Origin of the sequence: Streptomyces sp. NPDC058289 (assembly GCF_042880975.1) — a bacterium.
GTDB lineage: Bacteria > Actinomycetota > Actinomycetes > Streptomycetales > Streptomycetaceae > Streptomyces > Streptomyces stoeckheimensis.
This window is the reverse complement of the sequence record NZ_JBHVYI010000004.1, coordinates 155,027-171,900: the sequence shown is the minus strand read 5'-3', so window position 1 is coordinate 171,900 and position 16,874 is coordinate 155,027. Positions and strand designations below refer to the sequence as shown.

The 16,874-nt window shown below is 72.6% G+C and carries 17 protein-coding genes; 6 read left to right on the top strand and 11 right to left on the bottom strand.

Annotation, left to right across the window (positions count from 1 at the left end; translation table 11 throughout):
- Window positions 1-50: 50 nt before the first annotated feature.
- Window positions 51-1,334, bottom strand: coding sequence for an adenylosuccinate synthase (locus ACFVX6_RS03455; RefSeq protein WP_327254123.1), 1,284 nt, complete (start codon window positions 1,332-1,334; stop codon window positions 51-53).
- A 184-nt stretch (window positions 1,335-1,518) separates the two neighbouring features.
- Between ACFVX6_RS03455 and ACFVX6_RS03450 the strand changes: the two genes are divergently transcribed.
- From ACFVX6_RS03450 to ACFVX6_RS03440, 3 genes are read left to right on the top strand one after another with little or no spacing between them, the layout of a single operon-like run.
- A complete protein-coding gene (locus ACFVX6_RS03450; RefSeq protein ID WP_389687489.1) occupies window positions 1,519-2,499 on the top strand; it encodes a diacylglycerol kinase in 981 nt (326 codons plus the stop codon).
- A gap of 21 nt (window positions 2,500-2,520) precedes the next feature.
- Entirely contained in the window at window positions 2,521-2,769 is a 249-nt protein-coding gene (locus ACFVX6_RS03445; RefSeq protein ID WP_389687468.1) for a hypothetical protein, read from the top strand.
- Window positions 2,770-2,810: 41 nt separating this feature from the next.
- Window positions 2,811-3,563: a hypothetical protein gene (locus ACFVX6_RS03440; RefSeq protein WP_389687466.1), complete on the top strand. Its 753-nt coding sequence runs from the start codon at window positions 2,811-2,813 to the stop codon at window positions 3,561-3,563.
- On the opposite strand, the gene ACFVX6_RS03435 is transcribed toward ACFVX6_RS03440, so the two are convergent.
- A complete protein-coding gene (locus tag ACFVX6_RS03435; RefSeq protein WP_389687487.1) occupies window positions 3,493-3,999 on the bottom strand; it encodes a GbsR/MarR family transcriptional regulator in 507 nt (168 codons plus the stop codon). The genes ACFVX6_RS03440 and ACFVX6_RS03435 overlap by 71 nt on opposite strands.
- A 90-nt stretch (window positions 4,000-4,089) precedes the next feature.
- On the opposite strand from ACFVX6_RS03435, the gene ACFVX6_RS03430 reads away from it, so the two are divergent.
- Both ACFVX6_RS03430 and ACFVX6_RS03425 read left to right on the top strand, forming a co-directional pair.
- Window positions 4,090-5,031, top strand: a complete 942-nt coding sequence (locus ACFVX6_RS03430; RefSeq protein ID WP_389687464.1) for an ATP-binding cassette domain-containing protein — start codon at window positions 4,090-4,092, stop codon at window positions 5,029-5,031.
- Complete coding sequence (locus ACFVX6_RS03425; RefSeq protein ID WP_389687462.1) at window positions 5,028-6,614, top strand: ABC transporter permease; 1,587 nt, start codon at window positions 5,028-5,030, stop codon at window positions 6,612-6,614. The genes ACFVX6_RS03430 and ACFVX6_RS03425 overlap by 4 nt, the downstream gene beginning before the upstream one ends.
- 70 nt (window positions 6,615-6,684) lie before the next feature.
- Here the strand turns inward: ACFVX6_RS03425 and ACFVX6_RS03420 are convergent, their stop codons facing one another.
- From ACFVX6_RS03420 to ACFVX6_RS03385, 8 genes are all read right to left on the bottom strand, one after another.
- Entirely contained in the window at window positions 6,685-7,344 is a 660-nt protein-coding gene (locus tag ACFVX6_RS03420) for a response regulator transcription factor (protein ID WP_266956400.1), read from the bottom strand.
- Window positions 7,341-8,666, bottom strand: coding sequence for a sensor histidine kinase (locus tag ACFVX6_RS03415; protein ID WP_389687460.1), 1,326 nt, complete (start codon window positions 8,664-8,666; stop codon window positions 7,341-7,343). Before ACFVX6_RS03415 ends, ACFVX6_RS03420 begins: the two co-directional genes overlap by 4 nt.
- A gap of 89 nt (window positions 8,667-8,755) precedes the next feature.
- On the bottom strand, window positions 8,756-9,430 hold the full coding sequence (locus ACFVX6_RS03410; RefSeq protein ID WP_389687458.1) for a response regulator: 675 nt from the start codon (window positions 9,428-9,430) through the stop codon (window positions 8,756-8,758).
- Entirely contained in the window at window positions 9,427-10,848 is a 1,422-nt protein-coding gene (locus ACFVX6_RS03405) for a sensor histidine kinase (RefSeq protein WP_389687456.1), read from the bottom strand. The genes ACFVX6_RS03410 and ACFVX6_RS03405 overlap by 4 nt, the downstream gene beginning before the upstream one ends.
- Window positions 10,841-12,136, bottom strand: a complete 1,296-nt coding sequence (locus tag ACFVX6_RS03400) for an acyltransferase (RefSeq protein ID WP_389687454.1) — start codon at window positions 12,134-12,136, stop codon at window positions 10,841-10,843. Before ACFVX6_RS03400 ends, ACFVX6_RS03405 begins: the two co-directional genes overlap by 8 nt.
- A complete protein-coding gene (locus tag ACFVX6_RS03395; RefSeq protein ID WP_389687448.1) occupies window positions 12,123-13,205 on the bottom strand; it encodes an alpha/beta hydrolase in 1,083 nt (360 codons plus the stop codon). The genes ACFVX6_RS03400 and ACFVX6_RS03395 overlap by 14 nt, the downstream gene beginning before the upstream one ends.
- 178 nt (window positions 13,206-13,383) lie before the next feature.
- Complete coding sequence (locus ACFVX6_RS03390; RefSeq protein ID WP_389687446.1) at window positions 13,384-13,797, bottom strand: nuclear transport factor 2 family protein; 414 nt, start codon at window positions 13,795-13,797, stop codon at window positions 13,384-13,386.
- A gap of 69 nt (window positions 13,798-13,866) precedes the next feature.
- On the bottom strand, window positions 13,867-15,612 hold the full coding sequence (locus ACFVX6_RS03385) for a serine/threonine-protein kinase (RefSeq protein WP_389687444.1): 1,746 nt from the start codon (window positions 15,610-15,612) through the stop codon (window positions 13,867-13,869).
- A gap of 242 nt (window positions 15,613-15,854) precedes the next feature.
- Here ACFVX6_RS03385 and ACFVX6_RS03380 point away from each other — a divergent pair, with 242 nt between their 5' ends.
- Window positions 15,855-16,388, top strand: a complete 534-nt coding sequence (locus ACFVX6_RS03380) for a GNAT family N-acetyltransferase (protein WP_389687442.1) — start codon at window positions 15,855-15,857, stop codon at window positions 16,386-16,388.
- Here the strand turns inward: ACFVX6_RS03380 and ACFVX6_RS03375 are convergent.
- Entirely contained in the window at window positions 16,385-16,822 is a 438-nt protein-coding gene (locus ACFVX6_RS03375) for a MarR family winged helix-turn-helix transcriptional regulator (protein ID WP_389687485.1), read from the bottom strand. The genes ACFVX6_RS03380 and ACFVX6_RS03375 overlap by 4 nt on opposite strands.
- Window positions 16,823-16,874: the final 52 nt, after the last annotated feature.

The window sequence follows — 16,874 nt, the reverse complement described above, 5'->3', positions numbered from 1 at the left end:
GGCACCGTACGGTGCGCGCCGCCCCTCCCGTCCGTCGTGACCGGCCGTTCCTAGAGGAACGAGTTGATCTCGATCGTCTCGGTGCGGCCGGGGCCGACGCCGATCGCGGAGATCGGGGCGCCCGACATCTCCTCGAGGGCCTTGACGTACGCCTGGGCGTTCTTCGGGAGGTCCGCGAAGGTCTTGGCCTTGGTGATGTCCTCGGACCAGCCGGGGAGGTTCTCGTAGATCGGCTTCGCGTGGTGGAAGTCCGACTGCGAGTACGGGAGCTCCTCGACGCGCTTGCCGTCGATCTCGTACGCGACGCAGACCGGGATCTCTTCCCAGCCGGTCAGCACGTCCAGCTTGGTGAGGAAGAAGTCCGTCAGGCCGTTGACGCGGGTCGCGTAGCGGGCGATCGGGGCGTCGAACCAGCCGCAGCGACGGTCACGGCCGGTGGTCACGCCGCGCTCGCCGCCGATGCGGCGCAGGGCCTCGCCGTCCGCGTCGAACAGCTCGGTCGGGAACGGGCCGGAGCCGACACGGGTCGTGTAGGCCTTCAGGATGCCGATGACGCGGCTGATCTTCGTCGGGCCGACGCCCGCACCGGTGCAGGCGCCACCGGCGGTCGGGTTCGACGAGGTGACGAAGGGGTACGTGCCGTGGTCGACGTCGAGCAGCGTGCCCTGGCCGCCCTCGAAGAGCACGACCTTGTCCTCGTCGAGCGCGTTGTTGATGATCAGGGTGGTGTCGGCGACGTACGGCTTGATCTGCTCCGCGTACTGGAGCATCTCTTCGACGATCTGCGCCGGGTCGATCGCGCGGCGGTTGTACAGCTTCGCGAGGAGCTGGTTCTTGCCCTCCAGCGCCGCTTCGACCTTCTGGGTGAGGATCGACTCGTCGTAGAGGTCCTGGACGCGGATGCCGATGCGGTTGATCTTGTCCGCGTACGTCGGGCCGATGCCGCGGCCGGTCGTACCGATCTTGCGCTTGCCGAGGAAGCGCTCGCCGACCTTGTCGAGGGTGACGTTGTACGGCGTGATCAGGTGCGCGTTGCCGCTGAGCAGCAGCTTTGAGGTGTCGATGCCGCGCTCGTTCAGGCCGCGCAGCTCGGAGAGCAGGACGGCCGGGTCGACCACGACACCGTTGCCGATGACCGGGGTGCATCCGGGGGAGAGGATGCCGGAAGGGAGAAGGTGCAGTGCGTACTTCTGGTCGCCTACGACGACCGTGTGGCCGGCGTTGTTGCCGCCCTGGTAACGCACTACATAGTCAACGGATCCACCGAGCAGGTCGGTGGCCTTTCCCTTGCCCTCGTCACCCCACTGAGCTCCGAGCAGCACAAGAGCGGGCACAGGCGTACACCTCTTCCGGATGGGGCATGTCCAAGGTCAGGGGGCGTACGACGATGTACACCGCAGGCTGAGCCGTCGGACCGGTACCCCGGAATAGACGAAGGCCCTGGCGCAATAGCGCAAGGGCCTCTTGCACAAAGATGCTACCCGAGGAAGGACCGAGGTGTCGGCTCCAGAGCCCACCATGAGCCATGCGGGCGCGCCGGTAGGCGGCCTGCTCGTGCTCGTCGACCCGGTCGCCCGCCGTCTTGACGGCGAGTCCGTGCGAATCGCGAAAGATGTGTTGTCAGCGGGAGCGGCGGCGAAAATTTGCCTCCCGGACTCACAGGAGGAATTTGCGCGGGCCCTCGCCCGCCGGGGTCATCGGCAGCCGGTGATCGTGGGCGACGATCGCGCACTCGTACGGGCCGTCGGTCTGCTGCACCGTGAGCGGGCGCTGTCCGAGGGGGCCGTTTCGCTGATTCCGGTGGGGCCGGCGGGGTCACTCGTACTGGCGCTGCAGCTCGGCGTGCCGCTGTCGGCCGTGTCGGCCGCGCGGGCGGTCCTGGACGGCGCCGTCGGCATGCGGGACCTGCTGGTCGACGACAGCGACGGGGTGGTGCTGGGCGGGATCGGCATCCCTCCGCCGCCCGTGGGGGCCGGATCCGGGCCCCGGCCGGGGTCCCGGCCCGGGTTCAGGGGGGTGCCGCGGCCGGCCGGGCCGTCGGTGTGGAACGCGTACCGCTCCCTGGTCCGTACGTTCGGCCGTCCGCCCGCCGGGGCTCCTTCCGCCACCGGATCCGGTGGCGGCCACCGACTGCGGGTGGAGGCCGACGGGGTGGTGCTGGCGGACGTGGACGGGATGGTCGAGGACGTCGTCGTGTCGGCCCGGGAGGGCGACGGGCTGGCGGACGTGCTGGTCCGGATGGCGGGGGCGGTCGCGGCATCGGGCTCGGGCTCCGGGTCGGGATCGGGCTCCGGGGCAGGCTCCGGCTCAGGGTCGGGAGGGGCTTCCGGCTCGGGCTCCGGCTCCGGCCGGGTGGTGCGGGTGCGGGCGTCGGCCGTGACCGTGTCCGGGGAGGATTTCCGCTACCGGTCGGACGTGGGCATCACCGGCCCGGTCCGGCGCCGCACGTGGACCTTGCACCCGGGCGCCTGGGGGCTGACACTGCCGCTGCAACGCTGACGCCGACTCGGGGGAGGACCGGTGACGGGGATCGCGGACGTTCCGTGGTGGATCGGGGTGTTCCGGTGGGTGGCGCTCGCCGGGGCCGTCCCGTTCCTGCTGATCATGCAGGCGGGGATCGGCGAGTCCGACGACGAGTCCGTGGCCTTGCGGGTGGTCGGCGGAGCCGGCCCGGCCCCGGGATGGCTCATGCCGCTCGGCATCCTCGGCTTCATGGTGGCGGCCTGCGTCGCCCCTGTCCTCGGCATCTACCGGAACTTCGTATGGTGACCGGGGCCGGCGGGGATCCGGCCGCCTTGTCGGGGGAGCCGGTGCCCGTCCCCGTGTCCGTCCCCGTGCCCGTCCCCGTGTCCGCGTCCGCGCCGGGGCCGGGGACGGTTCTGGGGCCGCCCGGTGAGGCCGCCGTCCGGGACGCGCTCAGCGACTGGCGGCGGGACGCGGTGCTGATCGGCCTGCTGCCGGTGATGTGCTGGCCCGCGCTGATCGGGGCGCTGGTCACCCGCCCGGCGCTGTTGCAGGGCGTGCTCCTGGTGGTGCTGTGCCTGCCCGTGCTCGTCGCGCTCCGGGAGCTGTACGTGGTCCGGCGCGTGCGGGGCCTCCTGCGGGACCCGGAGCTGCGCTGGACCCCGTACGACGTCGAGGTGGTGCGCGGGCGCGGGCTGCCTCCGCTGCTCGCCCTGGGCGGGGCCGGCGCGGGAGAGGTGTTGACCCTGGGGCCACTGGGGCTGCGGGTGCTGGCGCCCAAGGCGTGGCACCGCTGCGACCCGGCCCTCCCGCACCCGCCCGCGGAGCCGGACGCTTCCGGCCCGCCGGGGGAGCGGTTCGTGTGGCTGGCCGGGGACCCGGGGCCGGGGGCCGTGGTGTGGGCGCCGTGCGCCCGGGAGCTGGGCCGGGCGCGCAGGCCGTGGCGGCGGGGTGGGCTCGGGCGGAGGCGGCCGGTCGTGGCCCCGGCTGCGGCTACGGCTGCGGCTGCGGCTACGGATGTGGATGCGGCTATGGCAGGTTCAGGGTGGCGCGGTGGGTGCGCCAGCGGTCCATCAGGTTCAGGAGTTCCGTCTGCATGAACTCGAAGAACGCCGCCGTCTCGGCGATCCGGGCGCCCGCGGGGGAGTCGGTGCCGAGGCTGGCCGCGCCGTCGCGGAGGGTCTTTTCCCAGAGGGTCAGGATCTGGTCGCGGCGGGTGAAGGTCTCGTACCAGAGCTCGTTGTGCAGCACGTACCGATCGCGCCGCGAACCCGGCTCGCGCTCCCGGCTGACCATGTTGACCTGGGACAGGTAGGAGACGGCTCCCGATACCGCGGCGGGGCTGATCCGAAGGGCCTCGCCCAGTTCCGCCGAGGTCATCGCGCCGCCGTCGCTCGCGAGCAGCCGAGCGAAGACGCGCGCCGCCATCCGCTGCATCCCCGCCTCGGTCAGCTGCGCGGCGAACCGCTCGACGAAGCGTGAGACCGCCTCCTCGTCTCGGGGGCCTCGCCGTTCCCGGGGTTCCGCCTCGTTCATCACGTCGTCGTTCACGTCTTCCGCCACCCTCCCGACTTTACGTGATTCCCTACCTTCACAAAATTGTGAAAGAAGCGTACGTTCGAAAGCATGACGAAGGCAATCAACGCCGCCGGACTCCACAAGGCGTTCGGTCGCACCCACGCACTGGACGGCCTCGACCTCGCGGTCGCCACCGGAGAGGTGCACGGATTCCTCGGCCCCAACGGCGCCGGCAAATCCACCACGATCCGGGTCCTGCTCGGTCTGCTGCGCGCCGACTCCGGCGTCGTCGAACTGCTCGGCGGCGATCCGTGGGCCGATGCCGTCGAGCTGCACCGCCGCATCGCCTACGTGCCCGGCGACGTCACCCTCTGGCGCAACCTCTCGGGCGGCGAGGTCATCGACCTCTACGGGCGCCTGCGCGGCGGCCGCGGCGGCCGCGGCGGCCGCGCAGGCGGAGGCGGCCTCGACCCGGCGCGCCGTGCCGAGCTGATCGAGCGGTTCGAACTCGACCCGACCAAGAAGGGGCGCACGTACTCGAAGGGCAACCGGCAGAAGGTCGCCCTCGTCGCCGCCTTCGCCGCCGACGTGGAGCTGCTCATCCTCGACGAGCCCACCTCCGGCCTCGACCCGCTGATGGAGGAGGTCTTCCGGAGCTGTGTCTCCGAGGCCCGGGCCGCCGGCCGCACCATCCTGCTCAGCTCGCACGTCCTCAGTGAGGTCGAGACCCTCTGTGACCGGGTCAGCATCATCCGCAAGGGGCGAACGGTCGAGACCGGCAGCCTCGCCGAACTGCGCCACCTGACCCGTACGTCGATCAGCGCCGAGCTCGCCGCACCACCCAACGGGCTCGCGCACCTGCCGGGCGTCCACGACGTGCAGGTGCAGGGGCAGAAGATCCGGCTCCAGGCCGACACGGACAAGCTGGACGCCGTACTGCGGTCCCTGGCCGCCTCGGGGGTGCGGTCCCTGACGGCGACCCCGCCGACCCTCGAAGAGCTCTTCCTGCGGCACTACGCCCGGGCCGAGGAGACGGAGGCGCTGCGATGAAGCACCGTCAACTGGCAGGGACCGGAGCCCTGCTGCGCCTCGCCCTGCGCCGCGACCGCGTCATGATGCCGGTCTGGATCCTGGCCGTGGCCGGCCTGGTGCTCAGCCTGCCCGCCTCCCTCGAGTCGGTGTACGGGACGCCGGCCGAACGGGCCCGCCTGCTCTCCACCATGAGCGCGAACGGCTCGCTCCGCGCCCTCTACGGCCCTGCCTTCGGTGATTCGATCGGCGCGCTGACCGCCTGGCGGGGCGGGGTCTTCGCCGGGCTGCTCGCCGGGGTCATGAGCCTGATCATCGTGGTCCGGCACACCCGCGAGGAAGAGGAGACGGGCCGTCAGGAGCTGTTGTCGGCGGCGATGGTGGGGCGCCGGGCCCCGCTGACGGCGGCCCTGCTGGCGGCCCTGGCCGCCAATGCCCTGGTCGCCCTCCTCGTCACGGCCGGCCTCGCCGGGCGGGGTGCGGGCGGAGCGCTCGCCCTCGGGCTCGGGATCGGCGCCACCGGGATGCTGTTCGCGTCGGCGGCCGCCGTCACGGCGCAGCTCACCGAGAGCGCACGGCTCGCCAAGGGGCTCGCCGGGGCGTTGCTCGGCGCGGCCTTCGTCCTGCGCGCCGCGGGCGACGCGGGCTCCGCGGACGGTTCGTCGGCGCTGACCTGGATCTCACCGCTGGGCTGGCTGGAGCACGTACGGGCCTTCGCGGCCGAACGCTGGTGGGTGCTCGCCCTGTTCGCGGCGGCCTTCGCCGTCCAGACGGCCGCGGCCTACCTGCTCGCCGGCCGTCGCGACCTCGGCATGAGCTTCCTGGCGGTCCGCCCGGGCCCGGCCGAGGGCCGGCTCGGCAGTGCCGGGGCGCTGGCGTGGCGGCTGCAGCGGGGTGGACTGCTCGGCTGGAGCCTCGGATTCCTGGTGGCCGGCGTGGTGTTCGGAGGAATGGCGGACGGGGCCACCGAGCTGGTCGGTGACAACGCCAAGACCCGGGAGATCATCGAGCGGATGGGCGGCGCGGGCGGAGGGGCGGGCCTCACCGACGCCTTCCTGGCGACGATGGCCGGGATGCTCGGGCTGGTGGCTTCCCTCTTCATCGTGTCGGCGGTACTGCGCCTGGGGGCCGAGGAGTCGGGGCAGCGTGCGGAGCCCGTACTGGCGCATGCCGTCGGTCGCCTGCGCTGGGCCTTCGGTCATCTGGCCGTCGCCTTCGGCGGCTCGGCGCTGATCCTGCTGCTGGGCGGGCTCGGCCTGGGCCTCGGCCATGGCGCGGGTCTCGCGCAGACCGTCGGGGGCTGCCTCGCGCAACTCCCCGCGGTGTGGGTGATCGGGGCCGTCGCGGCCCTCCTGTACGGCGCGGTCCCCGGCTACGCGTCGGCCGGCTGGGCGGTGGCCGGGGCTGCCCTGGCCCTCGGCTGGATCGGCCCCGCGCTGAACCTCCCCGGGGCGGTCCTCGACCTGTCCCCCTTCGCCCACCTGCCCCGGATCCCTGGCTCCGAGGCCCTGACCTGGGCTCCTCTGCTGACGCTGACGGCGTTGGCGGCGACTCTCCTGGCGGCTGCACTGACCACCCTGCGCCGCCGGGACCTGGCGGCCTGAGCCCCGATATTCCTTGATCCACGTCACTCCGAAAAGTTGTCCACAGCTGTGGACAACTTTTCGGAGTGACCTAAGCGGGGGTCACCAGCCGGGTCTCGTACGCGAACACCGCCGCCTGTGTGCGGTCCCGCAATCCCAGCTTGACCAGGATCCGGCTCACATGCGTCTTGATGGTGGACTCGGCGATGATCAGCCGATCCGCTATCTCCGCATTGGACAACCCCTGTGCGATCAGCACCAGCACCTCGGTCTCCCGCTCCGTCAGCTCCGTCACCGCCGCCGAGCCCACCTGCGACCGGGTCTCCGACAACTTCGAGAACTCCGTGATCAGCCGCTTGGTCACGGAGGGCGCCAACAGCGCCTCCCCGGCGGCCACCACCCGCACCCCATCGGCCAGTTGGCGGGCCGAGGCGTCCTTGAGGAGGAACCCGGACGCGCCCGCCCGTAGCGCCTGGTACACGTACTCGTCGAGGTCGAAGGTCGTCAGGACCAGCACCTTCGCGTCCGTGTCGGCGGCCACGATCTCCCGTGTCGCCTCCAGGCCGTTCATCTCCGGCATCCGGATGTCCATCAGCACCACATCCGGCTTCAGCGCCGCCACCTGGGCGATGGCCTCCCGCCCGTTCACCGCCTCCCCGGCCACTTCGATGCCGTCCATCGCGTTCAGCAGGACGGAGAAGCCCTCACGGACCATCATCTGGTCGTCGACGATGAGCACTCTGATCGTCATGCCGGATCCTTCGCCAGATCCGGACGGCTGCCGGCCACGGGTATGAACACCGCCACCTCGAACCCCCCGGAGGCCAGCTCCCCGGCGGTCATCTCCCCTTCCAGCATGGCCACCCGCTCGCGCATCCCGGTCACCCCCTGCCCCGCCCCCGGAGAGGGCCGCACATCCCCGGTGCCGGCCTCGTTGACGATGCGCAGTCCCAGCCCGCCCAGCACGTACGAGACCTCGACCGCGGCGCCGGCGCCCGGCGCGTGCCGCAGGGTGTTGCTCAGGGCCTCCTGGATGATCCGGTAGGCCGACAGCTCCACGCCCGGCGGCAGTTCGCGGACCGCGCCCGTCACGGTCTTGTCCACGCTCAGTCCGGCCTCCCGCACATTGGCCAACAGGCCGTCCAGCGAGGCCAGCGTCGGCTGCGGGGCGTCCGGCGCCTCGTAGTCCGCGGAGCGGACGACACCCAGCACCCGGCGCAGCTCGGTCAGGGCCGCCACCGCGTTCTCCCGGATGGTGACGAACGCGGCCTCCAGCTCCGGCGGCGGGTTCTTCACCCGGTAGGGCGCGGCCTCCGCCTGGATGGCCACCACCGACATGTGGTGGGCGACCACGTCGTGGAGCTCCCGCGCGATCGTGGTCCGCTCCTCCAGCAGGGTGCGCCGGTCCCGCTCGACGGCGGTGACCTCCTGTTGCGCGGTGACCTGCTGCTCCGCCTGCTTGCGGATGTTGCGGATGCTCACCGCCAGCAGGGCGATCGCCGAGGCGAAGGCCATCGGGCCGACGTTGATGGATTGGCCGCGGCCGAGCACGATGGACGTCCCGATGCCGATCGCCAGCGTGATCACCCACATCCAGCCGGCCGTCCGCGGACTGGTCCGCATCGCCACCAGGGTCACCGTCGCGAGGTACGAGAAGAAGGTGGCGGGGATCCAGGGCCAGTTGGGATCGGAGCCGCTGACGACCGAGAACACCATGGTGACCGCCACGGCGACCCAGAACGCCCCCAGCGGCCGCACCAGGGTCATGACGATCGGGGTGGCCGCGAGCAGCCCCATCACCAGGGAAGCGGCCTGGGGCAGGCCGGTGGTGATCGAGGTGAAGACCACCACGAAGAACGCCACCACGCAGACGGCCGCGTGCGGCAGGTGGGCGGCCTCGAGCCGTATCCGCTTCGGGAGCCGCCGGGTCAGCGGCCCGTCCGTGCGCATCGGGGGCAGGGGACGGTAGGCGAAGGCGTCGATGATCAGAGCCTGGCGCAGGCTCTGGATGAAGCCCGAAGCCAGCCGGATCTCTGGGGTCCGGGGGGTCGCCCCGTGGGTCGTCTCGGTCATGTTCCCCACGGTAGGCGGGCCCCGGCCTGGTCCGCGTCGCCGCTGAAGGGGATTTCCAGGGGTCCCTCTCAAGTACTACCGGGGCTGTTTCAGTAGCCCGTCGGACGGATCAGGCCCGTCTCGTACGCGAACACCGCGGCCTGGGTGCGGTCCCGCAGACCCAGCTTCACCAGGATCCTGCCCACGTGCGTTTTGACCGTCTGCTCGGCGAGGATCAGGTGCTCGGCGATCTCCGCGTTCGACATGCCCTGGGCGACCAGCGACAGGACCTCCGTCTCCCGCCCCGTCAGCTCGTCGATCCGCGCCTTCGACGGCGCCCTGGGAGCCCCCAGCCGGGAGAACTCGGTGATCAGCCGCTTCGTGATGTTCGGAGCGAGGAGCGCTTCGCCGGCCGCGATCACACGGACAGCCTCCGCCAGCTGATCGGCGGAGGCGTCCTTGAGGAGGAAGCCCGAGGCGCCGGCGCGCAGCGCCTCGTACACGTACTCGTCGAGGTCGAAGGTGGTCAGCACCAGCACCTTCACCGCGGAGCCCGGGACACCGGTGATGAGGGAGGTGGCCTCGATGCCGCCCATCCCGGGCATCCGGATGTCCATCAGCACCACGTCCGGCGCCAGTTCGGCGACCTTGGCCACGGCCTCGGCGCCGTCGACGGCCTGCCCGACGACCTCGATGTCGGGCTGGGCGTCGAGGAGCACGGTGAAGCCCTGGCGGACCATCATCTGGTCGTCGGCGATCATCACCTTGATCGGGGCAGCAGTCATGAGTCCTTCCTTTTCGTCTCAGGTCCGGCGGAGGCCACGCCGCTCGGGGACACGGGATCCATCGGGAGCACGGCGCTCACCTCGTACCCCCCGTCGGGGCGGGGGCCGGCGGCCAGCTCGCCCCCCAGCATGCCCGCTCGCTCCCGCATCCCCAGCAGTCCGTGCCCCGCTCCCATGGTCGGCGGGGCCGGCCGGGTGGGCGCCGTGTTGGCGACGCACAGGTGCACATCACGGGGCCCGTAGGCGATTCCCACCTCCACGCGGGAGCCGGGCGCGTGCCGCAGGCAGTTGCTCAGCGCTTCCTGCACGATCCGGTACGCCGTGAGCTCCACCCCCGGGGACAGCGGCCGTCGGATGCCCGCGATCTCGGTGGTGACCTCCAGCCCGGCCGCCCGCACGTTGTCCACGAGGCCGCCCAACTCGGCCAGGGTGGGCTGCGGATGGTGCAGCTCTGCGTCCTCGTCCGGGTGCTCGGAACGCAGCACCCCCAGGACGCGGCGCAGCTCCGTCAGGGCCTCCACGGCATTCGCGCGGATCCCGGCCAGGTTCTCCTTGAGCTCCTCCGACGGGTTCTCCACGAGATAAGGGGCCACCTGCGCCTGGATGGAGATCACCGACATGTGGTGCGCGACGACGTCGTGCAGTTCGCGGGCGATCCGGCTGCGCTCCTCCAGCAGGGTGCGCCGGGCGCGCTCCTCCTCGGTGAGGGTCTCCTGCTCGACGAGCTGGGTCCGGGCCAGCCGGGTCGCGCGCAGGGCGTAGCCGAGGAGGCCGGTGAAGGCGAACAGGAGGATGGCCCCGGGGGTGCCGGTACCGCTGTGTTCGGGCCTGAACAGTCCCTCCGCCAGCCCGGTGCACGCGACGCCGACGGTGACCGCCCCGACGGTCACCCGGGGCGGCACCCGCAGGGCCACCAGCAGCAGCACCGGGGCGAAGGCGAATATCCCGGCGGGCAGCCACGGCCAGCTCTGGCCCTGCCCGACGTGGTCGTGGATCTGCCAGGCGAGCAGTCCCGCGGCGGTCAGGCCGAGCCAGTACCCGGCCATCGGCCACCGCATCGCGATCACGATGGACCCGCCGACCAGGGTCGCCAGCAACGGCCGGACGGAACCGTGAACCTCGTAGTGGTTGCTGAGCTGCTCCGTGGTGACGGCGAAGAAGGCCACGGCCAGATAGAGGACCACCACGTGCGGGAGCCAGGCCAGCCAGCGCGGCTTGGACATCCTCGGGAGGGGATCGGTCTTCAGGTCCAGGAGCCCCAGGGCCACGCTCCGCAGCACGGCCGAAGCCCTGCCGGGAGTACCTCCCGGTTGCCCGCCGGCCGCGATCGCAGCCACGGCCGGGTGCTGTGCCGGCGCGGGGACCGGGGCCGGACTCGGGGGCTCGCTCTGCTCGTTCACGTCGTCCAGCCTAGGCACGGAGGGTCTCCTTGGAGCGGGCCGCCGGGCCGGTGACTGCGCTCTCGCCGACCGGAGTTGGGGCAGGGCGGGCACCAAGCGAGGAGTTCCCCCGGGTCGGGGCGGACGAGGCGACGATCAGCGAGGGGGTGGTCGGCGTCACGGAGGATCCGCGCCGGGGGCGGCCGCCGGCCTGCTCGTAGGTGTGGAAGGCGGCCCAGCAGACCGCCAGCGCGGCCGCGAACACGGGCAGCCAGAGCAGTCGCACGGCTATCCACTCCGCGGAGGCCGGCACGGTGTGCAGGCCGGGCAGATCGGTGGAGACCAGCAGTCCCACAGCGGTGACGGCCATCATCGCGGTCTGGTGCCACAGGAAGATCGTCATGGCGGACAGATTCACCAGCGCCACCTTCGCCCAGGCCCGCGGCCGGCTCATCATCCGGGCCAGCGGCTCCCGCAGCAGCAGTGCCAGCCCGCACTGGGCCAGGCCGAACGCGACGGCGGCCAGCGTCGGCGGGTTCAGATTCGAGATCGCGGCTCCGGGGACGCCGACCATGGAAGCGGGGTACCCGCCCCAGAGGATCAGTGCAGCCGTGGCGGCGATCCCGCCGCCCAGCAACAGGGCGGCCGGGGTGCGCCGGGTGAAGGCGCCCCGGGACCAGGCGGCGCCCAGGGTGTAGGGCACCAGCCAGCCGGCGGCCACATTGACCCAGCCGATCCATCCGGGCCCGCCGAACCCGAAGCGCCAGACATCGACCGAAGCCACCACCGCCAGTGGCCACAACGGGCTCAGCCGGGCGACGAGCGGGGTTGCGGCAGTGAGCGCGGCGAACACGAGGAGGAACCACAGGGGGGAGAGGACGAGCTTGAGCAGGGTCCGGACCGTGTCCGTCCCGACACCACCGAGCAGCATGGCGCCGGACGCCACGCTCCAGAGGACCAGGACGGCGGCGACCGGCCGGAACAGCCTGCCGAGCCGCTGCCCGACCCACCGCCCGTACGGGACTCCGCGGCCGCGCGCCGACTCGTACCCCTGGGCGGCGACGTGTCCGCCGACCAGGAAGAAGACGGCCAGGGTCTGGAACACCCAGGAGACCGGGGCCAGTCCGCTCATGTGGGCCAGCGGACTGGTGGTGCTGAGGCCGCCGTCGGCACTGGTGAGCGCGGTGACCAGCCAATGGCCCAACACCACGCCGAGGATGGCGAAGGCACGGAGCGCGTCCACGGCCCGGTCCCGGTGGGCGGGGGTTGCGGCGTCGATGCGGTCCGCGAGAACGGACCAGCGGGCAAGCGGTTCACGCACGCGCATGGGAGACCTCCGTGACAGCGAGGGTGGACGGGGCGAGGAGTGCGGTGAGGCCGGTCGAGCCGGAGGCGGCAGCGGCTGCGGCGGAGGCGGGAGCGGGGCCCGAGCCGGTCCGCGCCGCCGGGGAGGCGCCGAGCACGATCCCGGCCAGGCTGTTCAGGGACTCGGTGCCCGGCTTGAGGTAGTCGCTGTGGCCGCCGGAGCCGGCCGCGAAGGGCAGGGCTCCGAACGCGGGGTCCACGGGATCGGTGCCGAACCCGATCCCGCCGACACGGACGTGCGGGACGCTGGAGATCCAGTCGGCGCCGCCCCGGCCGGCCCAGACCCGGGCCCGGGTCGGCAGGTGCGCGGCGGAGTCGGCCCCCGTGCCCGGACTGCCGAACAGTGCCATGTCGGTGACCTCGGAGCCGGTCCCGGTGCGGGCGCAGACGACGGACCCGTAGGAGTGGCAGAGCAGCGAGAGGCGGGCCTGCGGGGCGGCCAGCCGGGCCAGCCGGGGCAGGAAGGAGCCCAGTTCGGCGGCGGCCTCGTCGGCGCGACCCGTGGTCAGGACGGCCGGGCTGACCGTGCCGGGGGTGTCGTACCCGAGCCAGGCGACCACGGCGGAGCGGGGGTGTTCGGCCCGCAGACGCTGCGCGAGGGCGACGGCTCCGGCGCGGAACCTCTGGTAGGTGTCCAGCGTCGTGTCCGACCCGGGGACCAGGACCGCGACCCGGTCGGCGCTTTCCAGATCGCCGAACACCTCTATCGCCCGGCCCTTGCCGCGCCCGTCGAAGACGAGGAACCGGGCACCGCCGCCCGCCTCCATCGCCCGGAGCTTCGCCGCGCGGCCGGTGCGGCCGGCGTTCTCGGCCGTACGGGCCGCCTCGGAGAGGTTGGCGAGGTTGGCGGCGAACCGGTCGGGAAGGGCGGCGCTCTCGCCGAGGACGGCCGGAGCCGGCGCGGGGACGTTCGGGGAAGCGGCGGCGGAAACGGGCAACACCACGGCAGCGGCGACGATCCCGGCCAGCAGCGTGCGGCGCAGACGACCGCTGCGGCGGCCGTCGGGACGTGCGGTGGGTCGGCGGGTCATGGGTCCGTTCCTTCGTTCGTGCCAGAGGGGCGATGCTGCGTTGTTCTCTGGTCACGAAGTTAGGAATCGGGAGCCCTCGTCGGCGTCCCACTGGAGAGCCCACTTCCCAAGTAGCTCTCAGGTATGACAGGGGCTACTCAGGGGTCAGTCCGGGCGAGTTGACCCCTGCCGGACCCGCTCAGTCGGCCGCCAGCGATTCGGCGAACGTCTCCGCGAGCGGTTCGACGAAACCGGCGCGCCAGCGCGGTGCCGGGTCCTGGCCCGGGCTGGTCCAGTACTCCCGCGCCCCGGCGATCTGCCCGTCCCGTACGGTCCACAGGGAGACGGCGCGGTAGACGACGTGGTCCTGGGGTATCTCCACCTCGGTCACGACGAGATCGCCGTCCGCGAGGATCCGGAGCACCTCGACGGATCTCTCGTCCGCGTAGTCGTCATCGCTGATGACGGCGATGAAGTTGGCGCGACCGACGATGCGTTCGCTGCTCACGGGCCACTCGATCACCGCATCCTCGGCGATCAGCAGGGCCACTCCGTCCCAGTCGCGTGCCTCGATCCGCTCCCACAGTCGTGCCACTACCCTCAACGGCTCCATGTGCCGCAGTGTGCGGGGTACCGGTGGTGGCAACAAGCTTTGCTTGCAGGCTTATTGACTTCGAAATAATCAGCGACGGCGGTACGTGAGCGGAGCTGCGGTGCTGCCGTCGAGCTCCCGCACCAGGGTCCCGTTGGCGAGCAGCCGCAGCGTGCTCCGGCCGCCCGGCGAACACGAGGGCGGCGTACCGGAGATCACCGTGGAGGGGTCGAGCCCGACGCTGTCGGCGGTGGCGGAGCGCAGCGGCGCGGTCCAGGCGCAGCTGAGTCCGGGGGCCTGGAGGGTCAGGGACATGACGTTGGCGCCGCTCGTGCCGGGGGTGAGGGTGAGCTTCCAGCTCTGCCCGCCGTAGACGGTGCGCCAGGTGCCGGCGTAGGCCTCGGGAAGCGTGGCCGGAGGGGCGGAAGGGGAGGGAGTGGCGACGGCGCCGGACGCGGTCGCGTCCCCGGTGGTCCGCGCGCCGGAGGAGGAGCCGGACGGGGACGATCCGGACGGCGAGGCGCCGGAGCCGGCGCGGGGCGCACCGTCGCCGGATCCGCTCATGACGGTGTACACCGTGCCTCCCGCCGCCACGGCGACGACCGCGGCGACGGCGACGAGCAGGGCCGTGGAGACGGACCGGGAGCGGGCGCCGCGCCGGGAGTCGGACCCGGACCCGGAGTCGGCGTCCGCCCCGGCGTCCGCCCCGGGCACGGGGGTCAGCGTGGGCGCAGGCGCAGGCGCAGGCGCAGGCGCAGGCGCAGGAGCGGGCGGGCTCGCGACCGACTGCCCCGCGGTGCGCTGGGCGGGCACGGTCACGGGCTCGGGCCGGTCCGGGCCCGCGTCCACGCGGTCCAGCAGGGCTATGGCGTGCTGCCCGAGCCGCGCGACGAGGGGCGCGGGCAGCCAGGGCTCCGGGGTGCCCTCCCGGTCCGCGGCGAGCCGTTCGAGCAGCTCGGCGGGGGTGGGCCGGGCGGCCGGGTCCTTGTGCAGGCAATCGCGTACTACGTCACGCAGTTCGGCCGGTACGCCCGCCAGGTCGGGTTCCGCTTCGGTCACGCGCATCAGGAGTGCGGCGATGCCTCCGGGCTGGTCCGGGTCCCCGAAGGGCAGCAGGCCGGTGGCGGCGTAGGCGAGTACCGCGCCGAGGCCGAACACGTCGCAGGCCGCGGTCACGGGCGTGCCGTTGATCTGCTCGGGGGCGAGGAAGCCGGGGGAGCCGAGGAGTTCGCCGGTCTGCGTGAGGGCGGGGTCGGCGGTGGCGCCCAGGGCCCGGGCGATGCCGAAGTCGATGACGCGGGGGCCGTCGGCGGTGAGCAGGATGTTGCCGGGCTTCAGGTCCCGGTGGACGAGGCCGGCGCGGTGGATGTCCTGGAGGGCGCACGAGAGCCCCTCGCCCAGGATCCGTACGGAGGCGGCCGGCAGCGGGCCGAAGTCGCGGCCGACGGCTTGGCGCAGGCTCGGCCCGGCGATGTAGGCGGTGGCCAGCCAGGGGATCTCCGCGTCGGGGTCGGCGTCGAGGACGGCGACGGTCCAGTCCCCGCCGACGAGGCGGGCGGCGTCGGCCTCGCGGCGGAAGCGGGTGCGGAAGTCGGGGTGGGCGGCCAGGTGGGGGTGGATCAGCTTCACGGCGGCGGTGCGGGTGCCCGTACGGGTCCGCGTGCCGGTGGGGGCTCCGGTTCCGCTTCCGTTTCCGGTGCCCGTGGCATTGCCCGTGCCGGGGTCGTGGTCCTCGGCGCGGCCGAGATAGACCTGACCCATGCCGCCGGTTCCGAGGCGGGCGAGCAGGCGGTACGGGCCGATGTGCTCTGCATCGCGCGGGTGCAGTTGTTCCATGACAGGTGGCCCTCCCCCTGGGACTCGCCGGAGCCCGACAATAGTGCGGCCGGGCGCGCTGCGGGTTGCGGGGGTGGGGTTGCCGCAGATAGGCCGCAGGGTCGGGGCTGCCCGTGGCCGGGGCACACCCGATGCGGAGACTCCACCAGGCTTACGGGCGGGGCGTGTTGGCATGCTGGACCGACGCGGGACCGCTCCGCGGGACAACGGCCGGGGCGGTGGGACGATCCAGGGAGCAGCCAGTGCAGTTGCGCAACGTCGAGATCGTGGACGTCGACGCCTACGTCAGGATGCGGTGCGATCCCGTCATGATGGCCGACCTCGGCGGACCTCTGCCACGCGAAGGCATGGAGGGCAAGGTCCGGCGAGACGTCCAGAAGGCGGTCGCGGATCTCGACTGGATCAAGATGATCATCCCTGATCCGGCCACGCCCGAAGTGGTGGCGGGAACGGTGACCCTGTGGTCCCACGACACCGAGGACGGGCCCATGTCGGAGATCGGCTGGATGGTCCTGCCCGAACACCAGGGGCGCGGACTGGCCAAACGGGCCGTCCGCACCCTGCTCGACCAGGCGCGGGACGAGGACCGTTGGGGACTCGTGCACGCATTTCCCGCAACGGGCAACGGCGCTTCGAACGGCATCTGCCGCTCTCTCGGCTTCCGCTTCATCGCCCGACGCGATGTCACGTTCGCGGACCGGGTCCTGTCGGCCAACCGCTGGGTCATCGACCCTCGCGCCACCCCGCCCGGACTGCTCCCGGCGGACAGGCCCTAGGCCGGGGCGTCGGGTGGGGCCGGGAGGGTGTCCAGGGCGGCCGACAGGCGTTCCAGGACGCGGACCGTTTCGGCGAAGCCGTCCTCGCCGAGGGCCTCCTCGAGCCGGGTGGCCAGGGCCGCGTGGCCCGGGCCGATCCTGGCGACGGCGGCGCGGCCCGCCTCCGTGGGGCGCAGCAGCTTCGCCCGGCGGTGGGCCGGGTTCGGGACGTACTCGGCGAGGCCCTTGGCGGCCAGCAGATCGGCGATGCGCTGCACGCTCTGACGGGTGATGCCCATGGCCCGGGCGATGCCGGCGACGGGCAGCGGCTCGCGGAGCACGGCCCCGATCACCTGCCACCAGGCTGCGGTCAGCCCCGCCGGGCGGGCCAGCTCCTCCGATACGGAGAGGAACTGGCCGTTGAGCCGGAACACCCCGAGGGCCGTGCGGCTCAGGAGGTCCTGCCGGGTGCGGAGGGAGTCCTCCCGCGGACCCCTGCCGCGCGAG

Excerpts from the sequence above, each read along its gene's own strand:
- ACFVX6_RS03420 (WP_266956400.1), bottom strand. The coding sequence starts at position 7,344 with ATGACGATCAGAGTGCTCATCGTCGACGACCAGATGATGGTCCGTGAG.
- ACFVX6_RS03450 (WP_389687489.1), top strand. The coding sequence starts at position 1,519 with ATGAGCCATGCGGGCGCGCCGGTAGGCGGCCTGCTCGTGCTCGTCGAC.
- ACFVX6_RS03400 (WP_389687454.1), bottom strand. The coding sequence starts at position 12,136 with ATGCGCGTGCGTGAACCGCTTGCCCGCTGGTCCGTTCTCGCGGACCGC.
- ACFVX6_RS03425 (WP_389687462.1), top strand. The coding sequence starts at position 5,028 with ATGAAGCACCGTCAACTGGCAGGGACCGGAGCCCTGCTGCGCCTCGCC.
- ACFVX6_RS03415 (WP_389687460.1), bottom strand. The coding sequence starts at position 8,666 with ATGACCGAGACGACCCACGGGGCGACCCCCCGGACCCCAGAGATCCGG.
- ACFVX6_RS03395 (WP_389687448.1), bottom strand. The coding sequence starts at position 13,205 with ATGACCCGCCGACCCACCGCACGTCCCGACGGCCGCCGCAGCGGTCGT.
- ACFVX6_RS03430 (WP_389687464.1), top strand. The coding sequence starts at position 4,090 with ATGACGAAGGCAATCAACGCCGCCGGACTCCACAAGGCGTTCGGTCGC.
- ACFVX6_RS03390 (WP_389687446.1), bottom strand. The coding sequence starts at position 13,797 with ATGGAGCCGTTGAGGGTAGTGGCACGACTGTGGGAGCGGATCGAGGCA.
- ACFVX6_RS03385 (WP_389687444.1), bottom strand. The coding sequence starts at position 15,612 with ATGGAACAACTGCACCCGCGCGATGCAGAGCACATCGGCCCGTACCGC.
- ACFVX6_RS03410 (WP_389687458.1), bottom strand. The coding sequence starts at position 9,430 with ATGACTGCTGCCCCGATCAAGGTGATGATCGCCGACGACCAGATGATG.
- ACFVX6_RS03435 (WP_389687487.1), bottom strand. The coding sequence starts at position 3,999 with ATGAACGAGGCGGAACCCCGGGAACGGCGAGGCCCCCGAGACGAGGAG.